Source organism: Falsiroseomonas sp. (assembly GCF_051860665.1).
Taxonomy (GTDB): domain Bacteria; phylum Pseudomonadota; class Alphaproteobacteria; order Acetobacterales; family Acetobacteraceae; genus Falsiroseomonas.
On the sequence record NZ_JBHYDM010000006.1, the window covers coordinates 215,309 to 238,015 of the forward strand.

Genomic DNA, 22,707 nt, shown 5'->3' on the forward strand with positions numbered 1-22,707 from the left:
CATTGGCTCACCCAGGGATAGCGATAGCGGAAAGCTGGTGGCCCAGCGGACCGCCGCCAGACAGCGTCCGCCGCCGATGGCTGAAAAAGCGCCCTTCCTGGGCCAGCGTGTCCTGGAACAGCGCCTCGGCGCGGGCGAGGCCGGCGGCGGCCAGGCGGGCCTGGCAATAGCCGGCCAGGTCGAACTGCCAGCGATCGTCCCGCCGGCCGGCGGCGAAGAAGCGCGCCGACGCGGCGTTCTGGGCCAGGACGGCCTCCCGCAGGTCGGGGCCGACCTCGTAGCTCGCCTGCCCGATGCAGGGGCCCACCACCGCCTCGATATTCTCCCGCTTCGCCCCGAGGCCTTCCATGGCGGCGATGGTGGATTCCAGCACGCCGGCCACGGCGCCGCGCCAGCCGGCATGGGCGGCACCGACCACGCCCGCCTGGCGGTCGGCGAAGAGCACGGGCGCGCAATCGGCGGTCAGCACGCCGATCGCCTGGCCGGGGCGGTTCGTCACCAGCGCATCGGCGGTGGGGCGGGTGGCGTCGGTCCAGCCCGGGCGCGCATCGGCCACCGCCACGCCATGCACCTGCACCAGGCCCAGCATTTCCTGCGCCCCCAGCACGCCGGCGCAGGCCAAGCGGTTCCGGCGCACCGCCTCCGGATCATCCTGCCCGGAGAGGGAACAGTTCAACGTGGCATAGGCGCCGCGGGACACGCCGCCCTCCCGCGTGAAGAAGCCATGCGGCAGGCCCAGATCGGCCGTCAGGAAGCCGGGGGTCATGCGGATTCGAATCCTGGCAGGGTGGGCAGGCGAGGGTCGCAGAGGGCCAGCACCTTGAACAGCCGGCCCATTCCCTCCGCCGCGACCAGCCGCTCGGCACCGGACAGGATTTCCCCGGCCAGGCGTGGCCGGGCGCGGGCCAGCATGGCGGCGCGGGTCATCAGGCCCAGGCGCTGCAGGAACAGCCCCTGCGGCAGCGGCCCCTGCGCGGCAGCGCCCTGCGCGCGGGCGGTGCGGGCGAGGGCGGCGAAATCCACATGGGCGGTCAGGTCGGCGCTTCCGGGATCCGCCAGCGGGTCGAGGCCGGTGGCCTGCCCCCGCACCGCCTGCAGGCTCTCGCCGAAGCCGGACTCCGCCGGGCCGTAGTCGAGGAACAGCGCCGCGCCACCCTGCGTCGCCAGCCGCCGGGCGAGCTGCGCCGCCACGGCCTGCGCGGCCTCGCCCACCTCCTGCACCGCGCCCTCCGGCGCCTCGGTGGGCAGCGCCATCTCCGTGGGCTCTTCGACGAAGCGGCCCTCTGCCACATGGCGTTCGCGCCAGCCGCCATCGCGGCGGATGAACTGCCGGATCGGCAGGGCGTCCAGGAACTCGTTGCCGATCAGCAGCATGGGGCCGGCGGGCAGGGTGGCCAGGTCCTCGTGCCAGTCCGCCACCGCATCCCCCAGCATGCGGCGCTGCTGCTCCCGCAGGGCGGGCGAGGTCTCGACCAGATGCAGCCGCAGTGCCGCCCGGAAGGGGGCGGCCACCTCGCCCACCGCCCGCAGCGCATCGGCCATCAGCGTGCCGCGGCCGGGACCCACCTCGACCAGCAGCACGGGGTGGGGGCGGCCCATCAGCTCCCAGCTCACCGCCGCCCAGCCGCCCAGCACTTCCCCGAAAGCCTGGGAGATTTCGGGCGCGGTGGTGAAGTCGCCGGCCCGGCCGAAGGGGGAGGCAGGCCGCGCGTAGTAGGCGGCGATGGCCCGCGCCATGAAATGGTCGAGCCGCTCCATCAGCCGGGGCGGCGGGCCCGCAGCATCAGCGCCGCACCCACCAGGATCATCGGCAGCGACAGAAGCTGGCCCATGGTGGCGCCGGCAAACAGGAAGCCGAGATGCGCATCCGGCTGCCGGAAGAACTCACCCACGAAGCGGGCCAGCCCATAGAGCGCCAGGAAGGCGCCGGTCACAAAACCCTCGCGTTCCCGGATGCCGGGGATGCGGACCAGGATATTCAGCGCGACGAAGAGCAGCACGCCCTCCATCGCCGCCTGATAGAGCTGGCTGGGGTGTCGCGGCTCCGGCCCGCCGGTCGGGAAGACCATGGCCCAGGGCACCTCGGTCACGCGCCCCCAGAGCTCGCCATTGATGAAATTCGCCAGCCGCCCCAGCCCGAGCCCGATCGGCACCACCGGCGCCACCCGGTCCCCGAAGCGCAGCGCCGGCAGCCCCTGGCGCCGGCAGAACCACAGCGCCGCGACGATGACGCCCAGCATGCCGCCATGGAAGGACATGCCCCCCTGCCAGACATACAGCGCCTCCCACGGCGCGGAGATGTAGTAGCCGGGTCGGTAGAACAGCACATAGCCGAGCCGCCCGCCCAGAATGATGCCGAGGGTGGTCCAGGTGACGAAGTCGTCCAGCTGTTCCCGGCTGGCCGCGACCGGGGCCAGCGCCACCAGCCGCCGCGCCAGCATCCAGCCCAGCACGATGCCGGCGATATAGGCCAGCGCATACCAGCGCAGCGCGAAGGGGCCGATCTCGATCAGCACCGGGTCGATGACGGGGAAGGCGATCACGAACATCAGGTCACCGGTGCGGGTCGGGGTTCAGCAAAAAGTCCCGCACGTAGCGGCCGACGCCGTCCTCCAGCGTCGTGGGCGCCCGGTCGAATCCGGCCGCGCGCAGCTTCGCCATCGGGGCTTCCGTGAAATACTGGTATTTCCCGCGCAGGTCCGGCGGCATGTCGATGAATTCGATGCGGGCGTTCTGGCCGAGGCCGGCGAACATCGCCCGGATCAGGTCGACGAAGCTGCGCGCCTGGCCGGAGCCGATATTGAACAGGCCGCTGACCTTCGGGTGGTCCAGCAGCCAGAGCATCGCCGCCACGCAATCATCCACATGCACGAAGTCGCGCATCTGCGCGCCATCGGCATAGTCGGGGCGGTCGGAGCGGAACAGCCGCGCCGGCTCACCCCGCGCAACCTCATGGAATTTATGGAAGACCACGCTGGCCATGCGGCCCTTGTGGTATTCGTTCGGCCCATAGACGTTGAAGAAGCGCAAGCCTGCCCATTGCGGCGGCGCCGGGTAGCCGCGGGCCAGCATATCCGCGACGCGCCGGTCGAAGGCCAGCTTCGACCAGCCATAGAGGTTGAGCGGCCGCAGCGCCGCCAGCGCAGCCGCGCTCTCGTCATCCGCAAAGCCCAGGGCGCCGTCGCCATAGGTGGCGGCGGAGGAGGCGTAGATGAAGGGGATGCCGCGCGCCGCGCATTCCGCCCAGAGCGCCAGCGGCAGGGCCAGGTTGGTGGCCGCCACCAGGTCGCCATCGGTCGCCGTGGTGGCGCTGATCGCCCCCATATGCAGCACGGCGGTGACCTTGGGCTGGCTTTTCCAGAAATCGGGCAGCTGGTCCGGGGCCAGAATGCCGGCGATGCCGTGATGCGCCAGGTTGCGCCACTTCACGCCATCCCGCAGCCGGTCCACCACCAGGACCTCCTCGCCCCGGTCACAGAGTGCGGCGACCAGGTTCGACCCGATGAAACCGGCGCCGCCGGTCACGACATACATCGGCGGTTGTCCCTTCGCGTCGCGGCTCCCATTTCGCCGCGGGCGGGGTATAGGCCGCGGCATCGCGGGCGGACAAGGCACGCAGAATCAGGCAGGAGGTCGTGATGACCAGCGAAACCGGACCCGGCAGCACGGGCTCCAGCGGGACCGGCTCCAGCAGCACGGGCGGCGGCAACGGCCCGAAGCGGGGCCTCTTCGACGACCTGGCCGGCATGGCGGGCGGCGCCTTCTCGGTGCTCGCGGGCGCCCGCGCCGAGGCCGAGGCCATGGGCCGCGCGCAGATCGAGGCCATGGTCCAGCGCCTGGACCTGGTGCGGCGCGAGGACCTGGACGCGGCGCTGGAAGTGGCCCGCCGCGCCCGGGAACAGGCGGAGGCGCTGGAAGCCCGCGTCGCCGCGCTGGAGGCGAAGCTGTCCCAGGCCGCCCCGGCGGCCGATCCGGCGGTGGATCCCGGCCTCGCCGTCGACGGCGGTTGAAGGGCGCGGCCGAGGCAGGATCGGCGCCCCGGCCGCCAAGCCTTTGGCCCGCATCACGGATGCGACTCTTGCGGTGGCGTTTCGCACCTGCGTAGTCTACCCGTAGTGGCGATTCGGACAGGCGCCCCCCATTACCAGGGGCGCCACCCCGATCGGGCGAAGGAGGTGCCGCAATGTCCGCTTATGTCGGATATGAGGAACGCGACCGATCCGCGAATCCCCTCGATGTGCTGGAACAGATCGTGACAGCCAATGAATGGGTGTTCGACCGCCGGTCGGACAGCGAAATGGCAGCGGAAGCACCGGGCAAGTGGTGCGACTACGGCCTGTATTTCTCCTGGTCGCAGGAGATCAGCGCCATGCATTTCTCCTGCACCTTCGACCTGAAGGTGCCGGCCGGGAAGCGCGATCGGCTGTTCGAACTGCTGGCCCTGGCCAATGAGAAGCTCTGGATCGGCCATTTCGGCCTGGACAGCGAGGATGGCGTGCCGGTGTTCCGTCATGCCGTGCTGCTGCGCGGCGCCCCCGGCGCCTCGGCCGAGAGCCTCGAGGACATGGTCGATATCGCCATCACCGAATGCGAGCGCTTCTTCCCCGCCTTCCAGTTCGTCCTCTGGGGCGGCAAGCCCCCGGCCGAGGCGCTGCAGGCCGCCATGCTGGACTGCGTCGGCGAGGCCTGAACCCGGCCTTGCCAAGCGCGCGGGCGGCGGCAAGGCTGCCCGCATGACCGAGACCCTTCCCCCCCTCCTCCTCATCGGCTGCGGCAAGATGGGCGGCGCCATGCTGGCCGGCTGGCGCGAACGCGGCCTGGGCGAGACGATCATCGTCGACCCCTTCGCCAGCGCCCCGATCGCCGGCGCGACCCTGCTGCGGGATCCGGCGGAGATCCCTCCAGGATTTGCCCCCGCCGCGGTGATCCTGGCGACCAAGCCGCAGGAGGCGCCGGCCACCTTGCCCGCCTATGCCCGCTTCGGGGGCGGTGCCGTCTTCGTCTCCATCATGGCGGGCAAGACCGTGGGCTTCATGCAGGGGCTGCTGGGGGCGGGCGCCGCCGTGGTGCGCGCCATGCCCAATACCCCCGCCGCCGTGCGCCAGGGTTTCACCGTGGCCTTCGCCGGCCCCGGCGTCTCCGCAGCCCAGCGCCGCCTGGCCGATACGCTGCTGGCTGCCACGGGCGAGGTCGACTGGGTGGACCAGGAGGGGCTGCTGGACCCGGTCACCGCCGTCTCCGGCGGCGGCCCGGCCTATGTCTTCCTGCTGGCCGAGCTGCTGGAGGCCGCGGCGGTGGAACAAGGCATCCCCGCCGAGCTCGCCCGCCGCATGGCCCGGGCCACCGTCGCCGGTTCCGGCGCCCTGCTGGCCGCAAGCCCGGAGGACGCCGCCCAGCTCCGCAAGAATGTCACCAGCCCCAAGGGCACCACGGAACGCGCCCTGGCCGTGCTGATGGCGGAGGCCGCCTGGCCACGGGCGATTTCGGAGGCCATTGCGGCGGCGACCGCGCGGTCGCGCGAACTCGCCGGCTGAATTCACGCATTTCCCATTGGCGCCGGGGGCTTCCGCCCCCAACATCGGGTCATGCAATCCACCGACACCCAGCTGCTCGATGCCCTGTTCACCGTGATCGCGGAGCAGGGCTGGCGCGGCGTGACCCCCGGCCGCCTGTCTGGCCTCTCCGGCATCCCGGCCGGGGAGCTGGTGCGGCGCTTCCCCTCCCGCCTCGACCTGCTGCGGCTGCATGCCGATGCGGTGGCGGAGAGCGTGGCCGCCGGCACCGTGCCCGGCCAGGGCGGCACGCCGCGGGACCGGATCTTCGACGTGCTGATGCGCGGCGTGGATGCGCTGCTGCCGCATCGCGCCGGCATGCTGCGGCTGATCTCCGACATGCGGCGGGACGGCGTGCTGGCCTTGGCCCTGGCGCCGATCCTCCAGCGCAGCATGGAGCGGATGCTGGATGCGGCCGAGCTGGATTCGACCGGGCTGCAGGGCAAGCTGCGTGCCACAGGACTTGTCGGCGTCTGGCTGATGACGATCCGCGCCTGGGAGAAGGACGAGTCCGTGGACATGGGCGCCACCATGGCCGCGCTGGACCGGGCCCTGGACCGGGCGGAGCAGGCGGCGCGCAGCCTGCGGATCGAGCCCGGGGACCGTGCCGTGCCCGATCCCGGTGCCTGATCCGGCCTGGGTCCCGTGCTGCAAGACGCGGTCCTGAGAAGACTAAGTCTTTTTTGTGCAACGCAGCATTTTGCGTCTTCTGCCGCCCTGCGGCCTCCGGTATAGGCCGCCGCATCCCTGACCCCCTGCGCCTGAGGAGCTTGTTGCGATGTCCGACCGCTTTGGCATGAAGCCTGACGAGATGATGCGCATGCTGTCCGAGTTCCGCATGCCGGCAATGCCCGACATGTCGGGTCTGGCCGAGGCGCAGCGGCGCAACCTGGAGGCGCTGTCCAACGCCAATCGCGTGGCGCTGGAAGGCGCGCAGGCCGTGGCGCGGCGGCACATGGAGATCCTGCAGGCCTCGATGGCGGAAATGACCGATGCCATCCGCACCATGTCCGGCACGGAAAGCCCGCAGGCCCGCGCCGCCAAGCAGGCGGAGCTGCTGAAGTCCGCCTATGAGCGGGCCGTGGCGAATATGAAGGAGGTCGCCGACCTCATCCAGAACTCCAATACCGAGGCGCTGAGCGTGCTGAACAAGCGCTTCACAGAGGCTATGGACGAGGTGAAGGCCCTGGTCGCCAAGCAGGGCGGCTGATTCGAAAAGCCCTCTCCCCCTGCCTGGGGGAGAGGGCGGCGCACTCAGACCGGTAGCCGCACCCGCGCCCTCAACCCGCCCAGCGGGCTGTCCTCCAGCACGATATCTCCGCCATGCGCGCGCGCGATGTCCCGCGCGATGGCGAGGCCGAGGCCGGTGCCGCCGGCCGTCAGCGTGGCAAACGGGCGAAAGGCTTCCTCCCGCTGCGCCTCCGGAATGCCGGGCCCGTCGTCATCCACCGTCACCTGCGCCCAGGCCCCGGCCTCGGCGCGGGGAATCTCCGCCACCGTCACGCTGACCCGCCGCGCATGCTTGCGGGCATTGTCCAGCAGATTGGCGAGGCAGCGCCGCAGCGCATCCGGCCGCAGCGGCAGTTCCAGTGCCTCCGGCGCCTCCACCACCACCACCGCGCCATCGCGCCGCGCCTTCTTGGCCACTTCGCGCACCAGCCCGACGAGGTCGGTCGGCTGGGTCTGCTCCTGCGCCTCGCCGCGCGCGAAGGCGAGATAGGCGGCGACCATCCGCTCCATCTCCTCCACGTCTTCCGTCAGCGCCGCCACATCCTCCTCCGCCTCCGCCCGGTGCGGCAGCATGGCGAGCGCGAGCCGCATGCGGGTCAGCGGGGTGCGCAGGTCGTGGCTGATGCCGGCGAGCATATCCGTGCGCTGGGCCACGAAGCGGCGGATCCGGTCCTGCATGCGGTTGAAGGCGCTGGCGGCCTGGCGGACCTCGGCCGCCCCCTCCGGCTTCATCAGCCCGATGTCGCGGCCCAGCCCGAAGGCCTCCGCCGCGCCGGCCAGCCGCCTGATGGCGCGCACCTGGTTCTTCATGAACAGCGCGGCGACGCCGAACAGCAGCAGGGAGGATCCGACCAGCCAGATGAAGAAGAGGTAGAGCGTGCCGGTGAACAGGCGCTTGCGCGGCGCCTCCACATGCAGCACGCCGTCGGGCAGCTGGATGCGGATGATCACGCTGCGGCGGTCGGATTGCCAGTCGGCGTCGAAGGGCCGCCGCACCCGCTCCGCCATCGCATGCGCCAGGTCGTCCTCCAGCGGCAGCAGGGGCAGGGAGGCGGCGCGGTCGGGCAGCACGCCCAGGCTGGCCCCGGCCTCGAAGGCCAAGGCGAGGTCCAGCCGCCAGGCGGCGTCGCGGAACAGCCAGGCCCGGTCGGCGGGGTCGGGCATGCGCTGCATGATCTCGATCACCACCCCGATCTCGCCCGCCACGCCGCCGGCCAGGCGGCGGGAGATGACATCGAGGTGGTTGCCATAGAACAGCTGCAGCGCGACCCCCTGCAGGATCAGCAGCGGCAGCAGGATGATCAGCAGCGACCGGCCGAGCAGGCCGCGCGGCAGCAGGGTGCGCAGGCGCTGGCCGAAGGCGCGCACCGGCCGCACCGGCACCGCGGCCTGCAGCGGCTTGGCGCCCGGCGCGAGGCTCATGTGCCCCCCCTCATGCGCCGGGCCGGAGCACGTAGCCGCGGTGGCGCACGGTCTGCACGAAGCGCGGCTCCCGCGGATCGGGCTCGATCTTGCGGCGCAGCCGCGTGACCTGCACGTCGATCGCGCGCTCCCCGGCCTCGGGCGTGCCCAGCGCCACCGCGATCTCCTCCCGGCTCAGCACCTCGTTCGGGCGCTGGGCGAGGGCCAGCAGCAGCGCCTGTTCGCCGCCGGTCAGCCGCACCACCCCCTCCGGCCCGCGCAGCTCCGCCCGCTGCGGATCGAACCAGCGGATGCCGAGCTGCACCGGCCCGCCCGAAAGATCCGCCACCGGCGGCGGCGCGGCACGGCGCAGGATGGTGCGGATGCGCAGCGCCAGCTCCCGCGGGTCGAAAGGCTTGGCCAGATAATCGTCGACGCCGTGCTCGAAGCCGGTCACGCGGTCATCCGGCGCGCCGCGGGCGGTCAGCATCAGGATGGGCAATTCCTGGCCTTCGCGGCGCAGGCTTTCGGTCAGCTCCAGCCCGCTCTCGCCGGGCATCATCACGTCCAGGACCATCAGGTCGAAGCTGACGGAGGTCAGCGCATGGCGCGCGGCGGCGGCATCCGCCGCGGCGGTGATGCGAAAGCCCTGCTCGGTCAGGAAGCGCTGCAGCAGGGCGCGCAGCCTGGCATCGTCATCCACCACCAGCAGGTGGGGTGCATCGGCCGCCGCGCTCATCGCCCCGTCTCCGGGCCCGGGCCGGCTTCCAGCCGTTCCAGCGCCGCGCGCGCCTCCGGCCCCATCAGCCCGCGCATGACGCGCCGGAAACCCTCCACCGCCTGCGGCCCGGCCTCGCGATAGGCACGCATCACCGTATCCCGCTGCCGCTCGAACAGGCTGCGCTCCAGCGCCGCGCCCTTGTCCGTCAGGGTGAGAAGCCGCTGCCGGCGGTCGCTGCGGCCGGGGCTCTGGGTGACGAAGCCATCCTCCACCAGCGGCGTCAGCACCCGGCCGAGCGACTGCTTGGTGATGCCCAGGATGCCGAGCAGGTCGCCCACCGTGATGCCCGGCCGGCGGCCGACAAAATGCAGCACGCGGTGATGCGCCCGGCCCATGTCGAGCCCGGCCAGGATGGCATCGGCGCCGGCGGTGAAGTCGCGATAGCCGAAGAACAGCAGGTCCTGCGCCAGGCGCAGCTCCTCCTCCCGCAGGAAGAGCAGGTTGCGGCCGGCATGCGGCCCCGTCGCAGGGGCGGCGGGAAGGAAGCGGTCCTCATCCCGTCCCCGCCTTTCCTCCGTCAGGGACCGCGCCGGCAGTGCCTTGGCTTGCGGATCAGGTTCCAGCGGCATGGTCGATATGCGTTCCCATGAGCCTCCCGTCCCCTTTTGGGCCGGGGTTATCGATGCTTTCCGCGCCGCCACGGCCTGCATGGCATCGCGCGGCGCGGTTTCCCCCGATATAGGGCAGGGCCGCGGCCGAGAGTAGCGACGCGCGCGACGGCAGGAGGATTGAGGAATGGCATCCATGCCGGGCTGGCGGCGGGTGGGCCGCTGATGCCGTTGGAACTGCGCACGGCGCGGGTCGGCGATGTGGCGCGCATCAGCCAGCTGCATGCCGATCTCTGGCGCCTTTCCCACACCGCGGTCTTCGACGCCGATTTCATCGAGGACCCGCTGGAGGCGGCGCTGATCCTGCATTGGCAGGAGCAATTGCGCGGCCGCAAGCGCCCGGGCCAGGTGGTGGTGGCGGTGACGGGCCACCAGCTGGAAGGCTTCGCCCAGGCCGCGCTGCAGGCCGGCATTGCGCGGATCGACCACCTTGAGGTGCGGGAGAAGATGCGCGGGCGGGGCATCGGGCGCAGCCTGCTCGGCCTGCTGGCGCAGCGCATGAAGCAGGACGGCGCCCACGCCGCGACGCTGGCGGTGCCGGCGGGGCTGGAGGGGCTGCCGCGCTTCGCCAAGCGTTTTGGCGGCATCCTGGGGGCCGTGCTGCAGCGGGAGCGGCTGGGCCATGCGATGCCGGAACGCCAGATCGCCTGGGCCGATATCAACCGCCTGATCGCCGCCTGCGCCGGCTGAACCCGGGCCGTCGCACCCATCGCAAGCCTTGCCGGCTCGCAAAAGCCTTGCCGGCGGCGGCCGCGGCTGGTTAACCTCCCTCGCGCGAACATAGAGGGAACAAATCCATGACCATCCGGGAGATCGCCGAGGATTTCGCCGCGCTCTGCAAGGCCGACCGGCATGAGGAGGCCGGGGAGCGCCACTGGTCGGATGACGTGGTGAGCCGCGAGGCGATGGAGGGCCCCATGGCCGAGCTGCGCGGGCGGGAGGCGGTGAAGGGCAAGGGCGAGTGGTGGTACGCGAACCACGAGATCCACTCCGCCACCACCGAGGGGCCCTTCGTGCATGGCGACCAGTTCGCCCTGCGCTTCGAGATGGATGTGACGGTGAAGGAGACCGGCCAGCGCATCCAGATGGCGGAGATCGGCCTCTATACGGTGAAGGACGGCAAGGTGGTGGAGGAGCGCTTCTTCTATTGAAGCGGGCCGGGCCGGCGCGGCAGCGCCGCCAGCCCCACCGCCAGCGGCAGCAGCCAGGCGATTCGCGCCTGGTAGCGGTCATGCGGCTTGGACAGCGCGCCGGCCGCCGCCGCATTGGCCGCGAGCGCACCGAGGGCGAAGGCCAGTAGCGCCAGCCGCGCCGAGTCCCGCGCGTGCAACGCCCGCCAGCCGAGCCACAGCGCCAGCGGCAGGCTGGCCAAGAGGACCGGCAGGTGCGGCCACAGCCAGGGCTCGGCGAGGGCCGGCAGGGCGCCGCGCATCTGCGCCCCGGCATCGAAGCGCGCCAGCTCCTCCGCCGGGAAATGGCCGGCGATGGCGCGACGGGCCGAAAGGTCCAGATGCTCGGCCGACAGCGTATCGCCCACGCGGGTCTTGCCCAGCTGTGCCAGGGCATTGCGCAGCGCGGCGCCGGCGACCTCCAGCGGATAGGCGCGCAGCGTGGCGGCGACGATCTGCTGCGCTTCCGCCGCGCCGCGCATGGCGCCCATGGCGCGTGGGCTGCCATCGGCCTCCCGGTTCAGCGGGCTGGTGCCGTCCCAGAGCAGCTCGTCACTGTCCATCGGCAGCCGGTCGGTGAAGGCACAGAGGTGCCAGCCCGCCTCCGGGCAGCGGTCCCGCAACAGCGCCGCCGCCGGCCCATCCGCCTGCAGCCGCGCCAGCAGGAAGGCGGCGCCGTGCGGGGAGGGGGTGAAGCGCCCGAAGGCCAGGGCGTTGGCGGTGCAGAGGAAGACCACCGCCAGCGCCACCGGCAGCCCCGCCCGCAGCAGCGGTCCGGTGCGCCAGGTCAGCAGAAGCGTCAGCACCAGCATCGCCAGCGCCAGCGGCAGGTGGGACAGGTGCGCGGCGACGGCCAGCACCGCCAGCGCGCCCACCCAGAGCGTCTGTCCGCGCGTGAGCCGGCCGAAAGCCAGCAGGAATAGGCTCAGCGGCACCAGCCCGGTCAGCGCATCCGGCATCAGCGTCGCCAGGAACCAGGGCGCCGAGGTCAGCAGGCCGAGTCCCGCGCAAAGCGCCAGGTGCCAGGCCGGATGCGGCCGCCCCCGCAAAACCCCCTGCGCGAGCCAGATGAGATGCGAGGCGATCAGACCCTGCGCCAGCACCGGCGGCCAGAGCGATCTCTGCCAGTGGAACAGGTGCAGGAAGGGGCCATAGGCCTGGGTCTTGTCCCAGGGCACCTCGGGCGCGGTGGTGTGCAGCAGGTAGGAGACGGTGTCGATGAAGACCAGCGGGTAGCCGTTCAGCCAGGCCGGCCAGACCAGGAAGGACGCGCCCCCGAGCAGGGCGAGCAGCGTCACCAGGCGCGGGGACCGGCTCACCCGGCGGGTCCGCGCCGCGCCGTCTGCGCCTGCGCCCGCGGCAGCAGGGCCAGCCCGGCGATCACCGGCATCAGCCACAGGATCCGCGCTTCGTAGCGCAGATGCGGCTTCGAGAGGCCCCCGGTGGCCAGGGCATTGGCGGAGACGCCGACCAGCACCCCCACCACCAGCCCGATCCGCCGGCGATCCCCCAGGCCGCGCCACCAGGCCAGCAGCGCCAGTGCCGCGCCGGCCAGCAGAATCGGGACATGTGGAAAGAGGAAGGGCTCGGCGGCGGCCGGCAGAAGCCCGCGCGCCTGCAGCGAGGCGTCATAGGCGGCCAGTTCGCGGGGCGGAAAGCCCTCCGCGATGCGCGGCCGCACGGCGGCGGCCAGGTGGGTCTCGACCAGCGTATCCCCCACCGTCGCCAGCCCCATCTGGCGCAGCGCATTCAGCGCGGTGGTCCGGGCGACCTCCAGCGTGTGGGTCCGGAGCGTCTCGGCCACGATCTCGCTGGCCTCGGCCGAGAGCAGCGCACCACCCAGGAAGCGCGGCGTGCCGTCCGGCGCGCGGTTCACCGGGCTGTCCGGCTCCCAGAGGAAGGCGTCGCTGTCCATCGGCAGGCGATCGGCGAAGGCGCAGAGGTACCAGCCGGCCGCCGGGCAGCGGTCGCGGATGACCTGCGCGGCCGGCCCATCCGCCTGCAGCCGGGCCAGGGCGAATGTGGCGCCGTGCGGCGACAGCACCGCCCGGCCATGGCCCCAGAGATTGGTCCCGAGCAGCAGCAGGATCGCCGCCGCCAGCGGCGCCGCCGCCCGCAGCACGGGCCAGGGCCGCCGCGCCACCAGGGCGACGAAGACCACCAGGGCCAGGGCCAGCGGTAGGTGCGACAGATGCGTCGCGATGCCGATCGCCGCCAGCAGCCCCAGCCACAGCACTTCCACCCGGCTCAGGGAGTCGCGGGCGAAACCCAGCAGCAGCAGCGCCAGCACCACCACCGGGGCGAAGACGTCGGGCATCAGCAGCGCGATGGTGAAGGGCGCGGTGGTCAGCAGCGCTGCGGCCAGGCAGCAGGCCAAATGGACGCCCGGCCCGGCGCGTCCGCACAGCGCCCGCTGGGCCAGCCACAGCAGATGCGACAGCCAAAACCCCTGGGCCAGCAGCGGCCCCCATAGGCTGGTGTGCCCATGGAACAGCCAGATCAGCGGCCCGTAGACGTGCGGCTTGTCCCAGATCACCAGCGGGCCGGTCGTCTGGTGCAGGAAGGCGCCGGTATCGCTGAAGACCAGCGGATAGCCATTCAGGAAGGCCGGCCAGACCAGCAGCAAGGCCCCGAGGAGGATCGCGCCCAGGCGCAGGATCAAGCCGGCTGCGTCCAGCGCGCGGCCGCGGCCTCGTCCGCCGCCTTGGCCTCCACCCAGCGGCTATCGCCGCTCGCAAACTCCTCCCGCTTCCAGAAGGGGGCGGAGGTCTTCAGCCAGTCGATCAGGAAGGCACAGGATTCCAGCGCCGCGGCCCGGTGGGCGGAGGCGGTGAGCACCAGCACGATTGGCTCCCCCGGCACCAGCCTTCCGACACGGTGGATCACGGTGCAGCCGGTCAGCGGCCAGCGTGCCCAGGCCTCCGCCGCGATCTTTTGCAGCGCGCGCTCGGTCATGCCGGGATAGTGCTCCAGCACCAGCGCGGCCAGGCCGTCATCGGCGCGGCAGAGGCCGACGAAGCTGGCCAGCCCGCCGATATCGACGCGCCCGGCGGTCAGTGCCGCGGATTCGGCGCCGAGGTCGAAGGGCGACCCCTGCACGCGGATGGTCGGGCCGGCCATCTCAGCCACCGGTCACGGGTGGGAAGAAGGCCACCTCGTCGCTCGCTGCCACAGCCTGGTCCGGACTCGCAAAATCCTGGTTCACCGCGGCGCGGATCTGGCGCGGATCGGCGAAGGCGCTGGCATGGCCGGGGCTGCGTGTGGCGAGCCAGGCGACCAGCCCGGCCACATCCCGCACATCCGCCGGCGGCGCGACTTCCTCCTCGGCCAGCCCGACCCTTTGGCGGACCCAGGCGAAGTAGAGGATCTTCAAGGGCTTGCCCTCAGTTCGGCACCACGCGCGAGCGGGTCTGGCCATCCGGCCCGATCCAGGTCTCGACATTGCCGTCCCGCACCACGGCGCCGCCGCCCTGCGGGCCGGTATAGCCCTGCACCCGCGACGTGCCGCCGGTGCCGGTGACGATGCGGCCCGATGGGGTCGTCATCGGCTGGCCTTCGAGCCGCGCCGGCGGGGGGGAATAGGCGCCCGCGGGCGCCGGGCTGGCCGGCGTCCGGGCGAAATCGCCCGGCGCGCCAAGGCTGCCCGGCGGGGTGGAGGAGCCACGCCGCACCGGGCGGTCGCCCGGCGTCGGCACCGGGGAGGTGGCCGGGGGTGCACCCTCGATCAGCGAGGGGCGATAGGTCGGGATATTGCGCATCGCCTCGTCCGGCCCGCCCATCAGCGCGGGGCGCTCGGCCTCCTGCACCGGCCAGACATCGCCGCCCTCGGGCACCAGCGGCTCCACCGCCGGATTGCCGCCGCGCACGCGCTGGACGGTCAGGCTGTCCGAGGCCACCACATTGGTGGGACCCATGAAGGGCGACCAGAGCCGGTCGAAGCCGGAGGAAAGGGTGCTGCCGATCTCGCTGGTGGAGCAGCCGGCCAGCAGCAGCAGGCCAAGCAGCGGCGCGCACCGGGCCGCGCCGCGCGGGGCGGGGCGGTTCAGGGATGGGCAGGATGAGGCGGCGGCCATGTCGGCTCCCGTGATCGCGATGTTCGGGCGGAAGATGCGCTGCACCATGGCACGCCTCAAGAGCGAAGCGGAGTCTGCGCCGGGGCCGGCCCCGGGGCCTGCACCGGGGGCAGCGGCGCCGGTGGCTGCGCCCCGGCCCGGCCGACATGGCGCAGCCCGGCCTGCAGATAGTCCCAGCCGGTGACCAGGGTCAGCACCGCGGCGACCAGCAGCATGACCTCCCCGATCAGGGAAACCGGCATCCAGGACAGCCAGATGACCGATGCTCCGCTGTCCCCGGCCAGCAATGCGCCGAGGGCGCCCATCTGGAAGCCGGTCTTCCACTTGGCGAGGTTGGTGACCGGAAGGCCGATCTTCAGCCCCGCCAGGTATTCGCGCAGGCCGGAGACCAGGATCTCCCGCAGCAGGATGATGATGGCGGGGAACAGGCCGAAGGTGCTGAGCTGGCCATTGCCCGCCAGCAGCATCAGGGCGGCGCCGACCAGCAGCTTGTCCGCGATCGGGTCCAGCATGCGGCCGAAATCGCTGATCTGCTGGCGCGACCGCGCCAGCTTGCCATCGAAATAGTCGGTGATCGCCGCCGCCGAGAAGACGGCGCAGGCGACCAGGTTCGTCCACGGCTCCCCCAGCGTGGCGAAGAGCACGAGCACCGGGATGGCCGCGATGCGCGACAGCGTCAGGAGATTGGGAAGGTCGGTCGGCACAAATTCATCCGGCGTTCATCTTGGCTCAGCCTTCCGGCACTCTACGCCCCCCGGCGCCCGGGTGGAAATGCCCATGGATGCGCCGTGCCACCGCGGGGCCGATTCCCGGCGCATTCTCGAGGTCCGCCAGCGCCGCATTGCGCACCCCGCGGGCGGACCCGAAGTGATTGAGAAGTTTGCGTTTCAGCGCAGCGCCAACCCCCGGCACCTCGTCCAGCTCCGACCGCACCAGGGCCTTGGAGCGACCGCTGCGATGGGTGGTGATGGCGAAGCGATGCGCCTCGTCGCGCAGGCGCTGCAGGTAATATAGGACGGGGTCGCGCGGCGGCAGCTGGATCGGGTCCCGCCCGGCCTGGTGAAACCATTCGCGGCCGGCATCGCGATCCGGCCCCTTGGACATGGCGACCAGCGGGATGTCATCCACGCCCAGCTCGGCCAGGATCTCGCGGGCGGCGGAAAGCTGGCCGGCGCCGCCATCGATCAGCACCAGGTCGGGCCAGGCCTCGCTTTCGCGGCCGGGGTCCTCCTTCAGGGCGCGGCCGAAGCGGCGTTCGAAGACCTCCCGCATCATGGCGAAGTCATCGCCACCCCGAGGGGCAGGGGTGGGGGCCATGCTGGGCAGGGCGGGTGCCGGGCCCTTGATGCCGTACTTGCGATAGGCGGATTTCAGGAAGCCGGCGGGGCCTGCGACCACCATCACGCCATAGGCGTTGGTGCCCATGATGTGGCTGTTGTCGTAGATCTCCACCCGCTCCGGCGGCGCGGCCAGGTCGAAGATGCGGGCGACGCCGGCCAGCAGGTCGGCCTGGGCGGCGCCCTCCGCCATGCGGCGCTCGATCGCCTCCCGCGCATTGGTCGCGGCATGGTCCATGGCCGCGCGCTTCTCGCCGCGCTGGGGGCGGTGAATCTCCACCTTGCGGCCGGCCTTCAGGCTCAGCGCCTCGGCCAGCAGGGGGGCGTCCTGCGGGTCGTGGCTGACCAGCACCAGGGGGGGCGGCGGCAGGTCGTCATAAAGCTGGGCGAGGAAGGCGCCGAGCACCTCCTCCGCCGATTGCTCGGCCTTGGCATGGGACAGGAAGAAGGGCCGGTTGCCGTTGTTGCGGCCGCCGCGGAAGAAGAAGACCTGCACGCAGGACTGCCCGGCCAGCTGGTGCAGCGCCACCACATCGGCGTCGTTCACCCCGTCCAGGTTGATGCGGTCGCTGCCCTGCACATGGGTCAGGCCGCGGATGCGGTCGCGCAGGCTGGCTGCCCGCTCGAATTCCAGCCTTTCGGCGGCCTCCTCCATCTCGGCGGCGAGCTTGCGCTGCAGCGAGGGGATGCCGCCGCCCAGGAAATCCTTCGCCTCCCGCACCAGGGCGGCATAGTCCTCCTTCGAGACGCGCTCGACGCAGGGCGCCGAGCAGCGCTTGATCTGGTGCAGCAGGCAGGGCCGGGTGCGGCTGTCGAAGACCGTGTCCCGACAGGTGCGCAGCAGAAAGACCTTCTGCAGCGCGGTCAGGGTCTGGTTCACCGCCCAGGCGCTGGCGAAGGGGCCCCAGTAGCTGGCGCCCTTGCGCCTTTCGCCGCGATGCTTGGCGATCTGCGGGAAGGGGTGGTCCTCCGTCATCACCAGCCAGGGATAGGACTTGTCGTCGCGCAGCACGATGTTGAATCGCGGCCGCAGCTTCTTGATGAGATTGGCTTCGAGCAGCAGCGCCTCGGCCTCGCTGCCGGTGGTCACCACCTCCAGGCTGCGGGTCTCGAAGACCATACGGCGCAGCCGCTCGGGCAGGCGGGAGAGCTGGGTATAGGCATGCACCCGCCGCTTCAGGCTGCGCGCCTTGCCGACATAGAGGGCATCCCCCTTGGCATCGAGCATGCGGTAGACGCCGGGCGCGAGCGGCAGCGTCTCCAGCGCGCGTTCGATCACCGCCAGGCCGCTCGGCGCGGCGGCGGGAGGCGGGGGATCGGACGCAGAATCGGGGGGCTCGTATTCGGTCATGACAGGCTCTTGCCATGCATTGCGCGCAGGGCTGGGAGAAGAAGGGGGGCGGTCCGGCTTTTCCACCGAAGCTGTGGAAAACTCTGTGGAGATCCGGGTGCGGAAGCGGCTGAAATGGCCGTCATCCGCCAGTCACACATCATTGCCTAAGATTTGGGCGATTTTGTTAACCTTTTGATCCCGCTCGACATTTGCTCCGGATTGTCCGGCAATCGCGCGTCAAGTGTAACTTCAGGGTTGACAGGCTGATGCTGCTCTCTTTTTCGTGAGTTCAGTGGAAAAGTTCAGCGGTGCCGCCTTTCCACCCGCGTATCCTTTCACATCCCGGCGCGACGACGCTCCACCACGACGCCGGCTGTCACGACATCCGCGAATGCGTCGGGCTTCTCCACCGTGACGCGCACGCGCTCCACACGGCGATCCGCCAGGGCCGCCATGGCCAACTTCTCGGCCAGCGTCTCCACCAGCAGGAGATGGCCCTCCGCCGCCACGGCGCGGGCGGTTTCCACTATGCGGGCATAGTCGACCACCCGCCGGAACTCATCCGGCCCGATGGAGTCCGGCGCGGCATCGTCCTGCACCAGCAGCTCCAGGCTCAGCACCACGCGCTGCGGCGCCGCCTTCTCATGCGGATGGATGCCGAGCCGGGCCATCAGGTCCAGCCCGCGCACGAAGACCACCCGGGTGCCGCGCTCGGCATCCGGGGCGTAGAGGGGGGCCTGGATCATTCCTGGATCTCCGCGGCGCTGCCCGTGGTCCCACTGGGCGCCCATTGCAGGTGCTGCCCGCCATCGAGTGCGATCATCTGCCCGGTCATGGCGGGCAAAGCGAGGATGGCGAGCAGGGCACGCGCCACCTCCTCCGGCCCCGTGCCGCGCCGCAGGGGCACGGAGGCGCATTGCCGGTCGAACTGCTCCTGGCTCTGGCGCGGGGAGGGCAGGGCCGGGCCGGGGCCGATCGCATTCACCCGGATACGCGGCGCCAGCGCCAGCGCCAGGGTCTGCGTCAGCGTCCAGAGCGCCGCCTTGGAGACGGTATAGGAGACGAAATGCGGCGTCAGCGACCAGACCCGCTGGTCCAGCAGATTGACGATCACCCCCTCCGCCTGCGGCGGCAGCGCCCGGGCCATGGCCTGGCACAGCACGAAGGGCGCGCGGAGATTGGCCTCCAGATGGGCGTCCCAGCTTTCCCGGGTCGCATCGTCCCATTCGTCGCGTTCGAAGGTGGAGGCATTGTTCACCAGCACGCCGATCGGCCCCAGCGCCGCCTGCGCCTGGCCGATCAGCGGCGCCACCTCCGCCTCCCGCGCCAGATCGGCGGGCAGCGCCACGGCGCGGCGGCCGAGCGCCTGGATGCGGGCGACCGTCTCGGCCGCCGCCGCCGCGCTGGTGCCGTAGTGGATGGCGACATCGAAGCCGGCCTCGGCCAGGGCCAGGGCCATCGCCTGGCCGAGCCGCTTGCCGCCGCCGGTGACGAAGGCCGCCCGCGGCAGGGCGGGGGAGAGGGGGATGCTCATGCGAGGCGGGAGATAGCTCTTCGCCGTCGCCAAGGCCACTCCGCCCAGGGCCTCGGCTTGACCCGGCCAGTTGGCCCAGGCTTGGTGGCCCAGCTTGGTGGCGGCACGGGGCGGGAGGTTTGCATGCGGGTGGCGCTGGCCATGGTGGCGATGCTGGCGGCGGGGCCGGCGCTCGGCCAGGGGCTGACCCTGCCGGGCCGGGGCGCGCAGGGCGTCCCCGGCCTGATCGCCCCGGCCGAGACCCAGCAGCAGAAGCGCGAATTCTGCCAGCGCGTCGCCGCCGCGGCGGGGCGCTGCGCCATGGCGGGGGGTGCCGCCGCCCCCGCCTTGGCCGCCTGCCTGGTGCAGGGGCTGCCGGCGCAGGATTCGATGCGGGTGGCGCAGCTGGCGCAATCGGCCCGCGGCAGTGTCGCGGGCCTGCTTTCGGAATGCGGAGTCGGGCTGGGGCGCTGAGGCCTTGCCTCAGCGCCGGCCGCCGCCGGTCAGCGCGCCCACCGCGGCGCCGCCGGCGCCACCGATCAGCGCGCCGGTCACCGCCGAGCCGCCGGTCAACGCACCCACCGCCGCGCCACCCGCCGCGCCGATGGCGCCGCCCGAAAGCGCGCGCTGCTCGCGCCGGGACAGGCCCTCGCAGGCCGCGAGCGGGATGAGGAGGGCGCCGACGAGCGCCAGGCGAAGCAGGCCGCGAGTTGCGGAAAAGGCCATGGGGATTGATCCCTGTCTGGTTGCACAGGGCGCCAATAGGCCAGCGGCTTGCGGCGGCGATAGGGCGGGCCTTGCCTTATGCCCGCCCCAACCCTGGCAGGTCAGCCGCGCCGGCGGCCGCGCCCGCCCTTGGCCTTGTTCGGGTCATAGCCGCCGCCGCCGGGGCCCATCGGCTTCGGCTTCCACTCCTGCTTCGCCCGGCCCTTGCCGCCTGGGCCGGTTCGCGGCGCGCTGTCCTGCAGCGATCGCCCGGCCAGGTTCGGCTGCAGGCCGAGCTCCAGCGCCTCCAGCCGCTTGATCTCGTCGCGCAGCCGGCCGGCCTCCTCGAATTCCAGGTCGGCGGCGGCGGCGCGCATGCGCTTCTCCAGCTCCTGGATCGTGGCGCCGATATCCTTGCCCACGAACTGCGCGGTGGCATCGCCCTCCACCGCCTCGACCGTCACATAATCCTGCTCATAGACGGATTGCAGCACGTCGGAGATGTCGCGGCGGATGGAGGTGGGCGTGATGCCATGCGCCGCGTTCCAGTCCTGCTGCTTCTGGCGGCGCCGCGCCGTCTCCCCCAGCGCCTTCTTCAGGCTTTCCGTCATCACATCGGCATAGAGCACCACGCGACCTTCCACATTGCGCGCGGCGCGGCCGATGGTCTGGATCAGCGCGGTGGTGGAGCGGAGGAAACCCTCCTTGTCCGCATCCAGGATCGCGACCAGCGCGCATTCGGGAATGTCGAGGCCCTCGCGCAGCAGGTTGATGCCGATCAGCACGTCGAAGACGCCGCGGCGCAGGTCGCGGATGATCTCGATGCGCTCCAGCGTATCCACGTCGCTGTGCAGGTAGCGGCAGCGGATGCCGGTCTCCGTCATGTATTCCGTCAGGTCCTCCGCCATCCGCTTGGTCAGCGTGGTCACCAGGACGCGGCCGCCTGCGGCGGCCACCTTGCGGCATTCGGCCAGCAGGTCGTCCACCTGGCCCTCCACGGGGCGGATTTCCGTCACCGGGTCCACCAGTCCGGTGGGCCGGATCACCTGCTCGGCAAAGACGCCGCCGGTGCGCTCCATCTCCCAGGGCCCGGGCGTCGCGCTGACGAAGACGGTGGTGGGGCGATAGGCGTCCCATTCCTCGAACTTGAGGGGCCGGTTGTCCTTGCAGGACGGCAGCCGGAAGCCGAATTCGTCCAGCACCGACTTCCGGGCAAAGTCACCGCGATACATGCCGCCGATCTGCGGCACGGTGACGTGGCTCTCATCCACCACCAGCAGCGCATTTTCCGGAAGATATTCGAAGAGCGTGGGCGGCGGCTCGCCCGGCTTCCGGCCGGTGAGATAGCGCGAATAGTTCTCGATGCCCTTGCAGACGCCAGTGGTCTCCAGCATCTCGATATCGAAGGTGGTGCGCTGTTCCAGGCGCTGGGCTTCCAGCAGCCGGCCCTGCGCATGCAGCTCCGCCAGCCTTTCCTTCAGCTCCGCCTTGATGCTGACGATCGCCTGCTGCATCGTCGGCCGCGGCGTCACGTAGTGGCTGTTCGCATAGATCGCGACGCGGTCGAGATCCGCCGTGATCTCCCCGGTCAGCGGGTCGAATTCCTTCAGCCCGTCGATCTCGTCGCCAAACAGGCTGACGCGCCAGGCGCGATCCTCCAGCTGGGACGGCCAGATATCCACCGTCTCGCCGCGGATGCGAAACGTGCCGCGCTGGAAGGCGCTGTCGTTGCGGCGGTATTGCTGCTCGACCAGGCCCTTGATCAGCACGTCGCGCTCGATCCTGCCGCCGCGCTCCAGCTTCACCACCATCCGCGAATAGGTCTCGACCGAGCCGATACCGTAGATGCAGGAGACGCTGGCCACGATGATCACATCGGACCGCTCCAGCAGCGACTGCGTGGCAGAGTGCCGCATGCGGTCGATCTGCTCGTTGATCTGCGCGTCCTTCTCTATATAGGTGTCGGTGCGCGGGACGTAGGCCTCGGGCTGGTAGTAGTCGTAGTAACTGACAAAGTACTCCACGGCATTGTCGGGGAAGAAGGACTTCATCTCGCCGTACAATTGCGCCGCCAGCGTCTTGTTCGGCGCCAGCACCAGCGTCGGCCGCTGCACCGCCTCGATCACCTTCGCCATGGTGAAGGTCTTGCCCGAGCCGGTGACGCCCAGCAGCACCTGGTCCCGCTCCCCCCGCGCGAGCCCTTCCAGCAGGGTGGCGATGGCCGTCGGCTGGTCGCCATTCGGCTCATAGGGGGAGACGACGCGCAGCGGGGTGCCGGAGGGGGGCACCGGCCGCTTCTGCGGGAAGAACTCGACGGGGGTCAGGATGTTCATGGCGTGGCGAATGTGGGCGCTCCGCCGCGCCAATGGTAGTGGGCCTGGCGGGCAGGGGGCAGGCGGGATGGGCATCGAGATCGAGCGCAAGTTCCTGGTGGCCGGCGAGGCCTGGCGGCAGGCCGCGCAGGGCCCGGGCCTGCCGATCCGCCAGGGCTATCTCTCCACCGGCCCTGGCCCGGCGGTGGTGCGGGTGCGGATCGCGGGGCCGGATGGCTACCTGACCATCAAGGGGCCGGGCCGGCTGGTGCGGGCGGAATTCGAATACCCGATCCCGCTCGCGGATGCGCAGGCGCTGCTTGGCCTCTGCGCCACGCCGCCGCTGGCCAAGACGCGCCATGCCGTGCCGCATGAAGGGCATATCTGGACCGTCGATGTCTTCGAGGCGCCGGAGCGCCTGGCCGGCCTGGTGCTGGCGGAGGTCGAGCTGCCCGATGCGGGGGCGACGCCGCCGCTGCCCGCCTGGCTGGGGGCGGAAGTCACGCAGGACCCGCGCTATGCCAATGCCGCCCTCGCGCTCACCGGCCCCCCGCGCGGCGACCAGGCCGGCTGAAGCGCCGGATCCTCGCGCCGCTGTGCGCCGCCGTCTCGGCGGCGAGACGAACGGCCCGGGTCGAGCCGCGTTCTGATCGTATGGGTGCCCCCGCACCCGCACGGAACACGGAGGAAACC

General features: G+C 71.5%; 27 protein-coding genes. 9 read left to right on the plus strand and 18 right to left on the minus strand.

Annotation, left to right across the window (positions count from 1 at the left end; genetic code table 11):
* Window positions 1–7: 7 nt before the first annotated feature.
* Genes pgeF through rfaD form a run of 4 tightly spaced genes read right to left on the minus strand, consistent with a single transcriptional unit; the run spans window position 8 to window position 3,534 of the window.
* Window positions 8–766: a peptidoglycan editing factor PgeF gene (pgeF, locus tag ACTIF1_RS09215; protein ID WP_439596101.1), complete on the minus strand. Its 759-nt coding sequence runs from the start codon at window positions 764–766 to the stop codon at window positions 8–10.
* The gene (locus ACTIF1_RS09220; RefSeq protein ID WP_439596102.1) at window positions 763–1,758 is read right to left on the minus strand and encodes a class I SAM-dependent methyltransferase; all 996 of its coding nucleotides are present in this window, start codon (window positions 1,756–1,758) and stop codon (window positions 763–765) included. The genes pgeF and ACTIF1_RS09220 overlap by 4 nt, the downstream gene beginning before the upstream one ends.
* On the minus strand, window positions 1,758–2,549 hold the full coding sequence (lgt, locus tag ACTIF1_RS09225) for a prolipoprotein diacylglyceryl transferase (protein ID WP_439596103.1): 792 nt from the start codon (window positions 2,547–2,549) through the stop codon (window positions 1,758–1,760). Before lgt ends, ACTIF1_RS09220 begins: the two co-directional genes overlap by 1 nt.
* Window positions 2,550–2,553: 4 nt before the next feature.
* Complete coding sequence (gene rfaD, locus ACTIF1_RS09230) at window positions 2,554–3,534, minus strand: ADP-glyceromanno-heptose 6-epimerase (protein WP_439596104.1); 981 nt, start codon at window positions 3,532–3,534, stop codon at window positions 2,554–2,556.
* A 104-nt stretch (window positions 3,535–3,638) separates the two neighbouring features.
* On the opposite strand from rfaD, the gene ACTIF1_RS09235 reads away from it, so the two are divergent.
* The 5 genes from ACTIF1_RS09235 (at window position 3,639) to ACTIF1_RS09255 (ending at window position 6,762) form a co-directional block, all read left to right on the plus strand.
* Entirely contained in the window at window positions 3,639–4,010 is a 372-nt protein-coding gene (locus tag ACTIF1_RS09235) for an accessory factor UbiK family protein (protein ID WP_439596105.1), read from the plus strand.
* A 173-nt stretch (window positions 4,011–4,183) separates the two neighbouring features.
* Window positions 4,184–4,690, plus strand: coding sequence for a YbjN domain-containing protein (locus ACTIF1_RS09240; RefSeq protein WP_439596106.1), 507 nt, complete (start codon window positions 4,184–4,186; stop codon window positions 4,688–4,690).
* Window positions 4,691–4,733: 43 nt separating this feature from the next.
* Window positions 4,734–5,534, plus strand: a complete 801-nt coding sequence (proC, locus tag ACTIF1_RS09245; RefSeq protein WP_439596107.1) for a pyrroline-5-carboxylate reductase — start codon at window positions 4,734–4,736, stop codon at window positions 5,532–5,534.
* Between the two features lie 51 nt (window positions 5,535–5,585).
* The gene (locus ACTIF1_RS09250; RefSeq protein ID WP_439596108.1) at window positions 5,586–6,182 is read left to right on the plus strand and encodes a TetR family transcriptional regulator; all 597 of its coding nucleotides are present in this window, start codon (window positions 5,586–5,588) and stop codon (window positions 6,180–6,182) included.
* A gap of 148 nt (window positions 6,183–6,330) precedes the next feature.
* Entirely contained in the window at window positions 6,331–6,762 is a 432-nt protein-coding gene (locus tag ACTIF1_RS09255; RefSeq protein ID WP_439596109.1) for a phasin family protein, read from the plus strand.
* Window positions 6,763–6,806: 44 nt separating this feature from the next.
* On the opposite strand, the gene ACTIF1_RS09260 is transcribed toward ACTIF1_RS09255, so the two are convergent.
* Genes ACTIF1_RS09260 through ACTIF1_RS09270 form a run of 3 tightly spaced genes read right to left on the minus strand, consistent with a single transcriptional unit; the run spans window position 6,807 to window position 9,533 of the window.
* The gene (locus tag ACTIF1_RS09260; protein ID WP_439596110.1) at window positions 6,807–8,204 is read right to left on the minus strand and encodes an ATP-binding protein; all 1,398 of its coding nucleotides are present in this window, start codon (window positions 8,202–8,204) and stop codon (window positions 6,807–6,809) included.
* Window positions 8,205–8,214: 10 nt separating this feature from the next.
* Window positions 8,215–8,922, minus strand: coding sequence for a response regulator (locus tag ACTIF1_RS09265; RefSeq protein ID WP_439596111.1), 708 nt, complete (start codon window positions 8,920–8,922; stop codon window positions 8,215–8,217).
* A complete protein-coding gene (locus ACTIF1_RS09270) occupies window positions 8,919–9,533 on the minus strand; it encodes a MarR family winged helix-turn-helix transcriptional regulator (protein ID WP_439596112.1) in 615 nt (204 codons plus the stop codon). Before ACTIF1_RS09270 ends, ACTIF1_RS09265 begins: the two co-directional genes overlap by 4 nt.
* Before the next feature lie 159 nt (window positions 9,534–9,692).
* On the opposite strand from ACTIF1_RS09270, the gene ACTIF1_RS09275 reads away from it, so the two are divergent.
* Together ACTIF1_RS09275 and ACTIF1_RS09280 are read left to right on the plus strand one after the other, a co-directional pair.
* Window positions 9,693–10,262: a GNAT family N-acetyltransferase gene (locus ACTIF1_RS09275; protein ID WP_439596113.1), complete on the plus strand. Its 570-nt coding sequence runs from the start codon at window positions 9,693–9,695 to the stop codon at window positions 10,260–10,262.
* Between the two features lie 107 nt (window positions 10,263–10,369).
* Window positions 10,370–10,723: a SnoaL-like domain-containing protein gene (locus ACTIF1_RS09280; protein WP_439596114.1), complete on the plus strand. Its 354-nt coding sequence runs from the start codon at window positions 10,370–10,372 to the stop codon at window positions 10,721–10,723.
* Here ACTIF1_RS09280 and ACTIF1_RS09285 read toward each other — a convergent pair.
* From ACTIF1_RS09285 to ACTIF1_RS09325, 9 genes are all read right to left on the minus strand, one after another.
* Complete coding sequence (locus ACTIF1_RS09285; protein ID WP_439596115.1) at window positions 10,717–12,060, minus strand: hypothetical protein; 1,344 nt, start codon at window positions 12,058–12,060, stop codon at window positions 10,717–10,719. The genes ACTIF1_RS09280 and ACTIF1_RS09285 overlap by 7 nt on opposite strands.
* The gene (locus ACTIF1_RS09290) at window positions 12,057–13,403 is read right to left on the minus strand and encodes a hypothetical protein (RefSeq protein ID WP_439596116.1); all 1,347 of its coding nucleotides are present in this window, start codon (window positions 13,401–13,403) and stop codon (window positions 12,057–12,059) included. The genes ACTIF1_RS09285 and ACTIF1_RS09290 overlap by 4 nt, the downstream gene beginning before the upstream one ends.
* Window positions 13,400–13,861 (minus strand): molybdenum cofactor biosynthesis protein MoaE, encoded by a 462-nt coding sequence (locus ACTIF1_RS09295; protein WP_439596139.1) that lies wholly within the window; start codon window positions 13,859–13,861, stop codon window positions 13,400–13,402. Before ACTIF1_RS09295 ends, ACTIF1_RS09290 begins: the two co-directional genes overlap by 4 nt.
* Window position 13,862: 1 nt before the next feature.
* A complete protein-coding gene (gene moaD, locus ACTIF1_RS09300; protein WP_439596117.1) occupies window positions 13,863–14,114 on the minus strand; it encodes a molybdopterin converting factor subunit 1 in 252 nt (83 codons plus the stop codon).
* A gap of 10 nt (window positions 14,115–14,124) precedes the next feature.
* A complete protein-coding gene (locus ACTIF1_RS09305; protein WP_439596118.1) occupies window positions 14,125–14,862 on the minus strand; it encodes a hypothetical protein in 738 nt (245 codons plus the stop codon).
* 8 nt (window positions 14,863–14,870) lie between these two features.
* Window positions 14,871–15,518, minus strand: a complete 648-nt coding sequence (gene pgsA / locus ACTIF1_RS09310; protein ID WP_439596119.1) for a CDP-diacylglycerol--glycerol-3-phosphate 3-phosphatidyltransferase — start codon at window positions 15,516–15,518, stop codon at window positions 14,871–14,873.
* Window positions 15,519–15,543: 25 nt separating this feature from the next.
* Window positions 15,544–17,502 (minus strand): excinuclease ABC subunit UvrC, encoded by a 1,959-nt coding sequence (gene uvrC / locus ACTIF1_RS09315; protein ID WP_439596120.1) that lies wholly within the window; start codon window positions 17,500–17,502, stop codon window positions 15,544–15,546.
* A gap of 317 nt (window positions 17,503–17,819) precedes the next feature.
* Complete coding sequence (locus ACTIF1_RS09320; protein ID WP_439596121.1) at window positions 17,820–18,230, minus strand: dihydroneopterin aldolase; 411 nt, start codon at window positions 18,228–18,230, stop codon at window positions 17,820–17,822.
* A complete protein-coding gene (locus tag ACTIF1_RS09325; RefSeq protein WP_439596122.1) occupies window positions 18,227–19,018 on the minus strand; it encodes an SDR family oxidoreductase in 792 nt (263 codons plus the stop codon). The genes ACTIF1_RS09320 and ACTIF1_RS09325 overlap by 4 nt, the downstream gene beginning before the upstream one ends.
* 123 nt (window positions 19,019–19,141) lie before the next feature.
* Between ACTIF1_RS09325 and ACTIF1_RS09330 the strand changes: the two genes are divergently transcribed.
* Window positions 19,142–19,471, plus strand: a complete 330-nt coding sequence (locus ACTIF1_RS09330; RefSeq protein WP_439596123.1) for a hypothetical protein — start codon at window positions 19,142–19,144, stop codon at window positions 19,469–19,471.
* Window positions 19,472–19,480: 9 nt separating this feature from the next.
* On the opposite strand, the gene ACTIF1_RS09335 is transcribed toward ACTIF1_RS09330, so the two are convergent.
* Both ACTIF1_RS09335 and uvrB read right to left on the minus strand, forming a co-directional pair.
* A complete protein-coding gene (locus ACTIF1_RS09335) occupies window positions 19,481–19,723 on the minus strand; it encodes a hypothetical protein (RefSeq protein ID WP_439596124.1) in 243 nt (80 codons plus the stop codon).
* 101 nt (window positions 19,724–19,824) lie between these two features.
* A complete protein-coding gene (uvrB, locus tag ACTIF1_RS09340) occupies window positions 19,825–22,035 on the minus strand; it encodes an excinuclease ABC subunit UvrB (protein WP_439596125.1) in 2,211 nt (736 codons plus the stop codon).
* Window positions 22,036–22,102: 67 nt separating this feature from the next.
* Between uvrB and ACTIF1_RS09345 the strand changes: the two genes are divergently transcribed.
* A complete protein-coding gene (locus ACTIF1_RS09345; protein ID WP_439596126.1) occupies window positions 22,103–22,588 on the plus strand; it encodes a CYTH domain-containing protein in 486 nt (161 codons plus the stop codon).
* Window positions 22,589–22,707 lie beyond the last annotated feature (119 nt).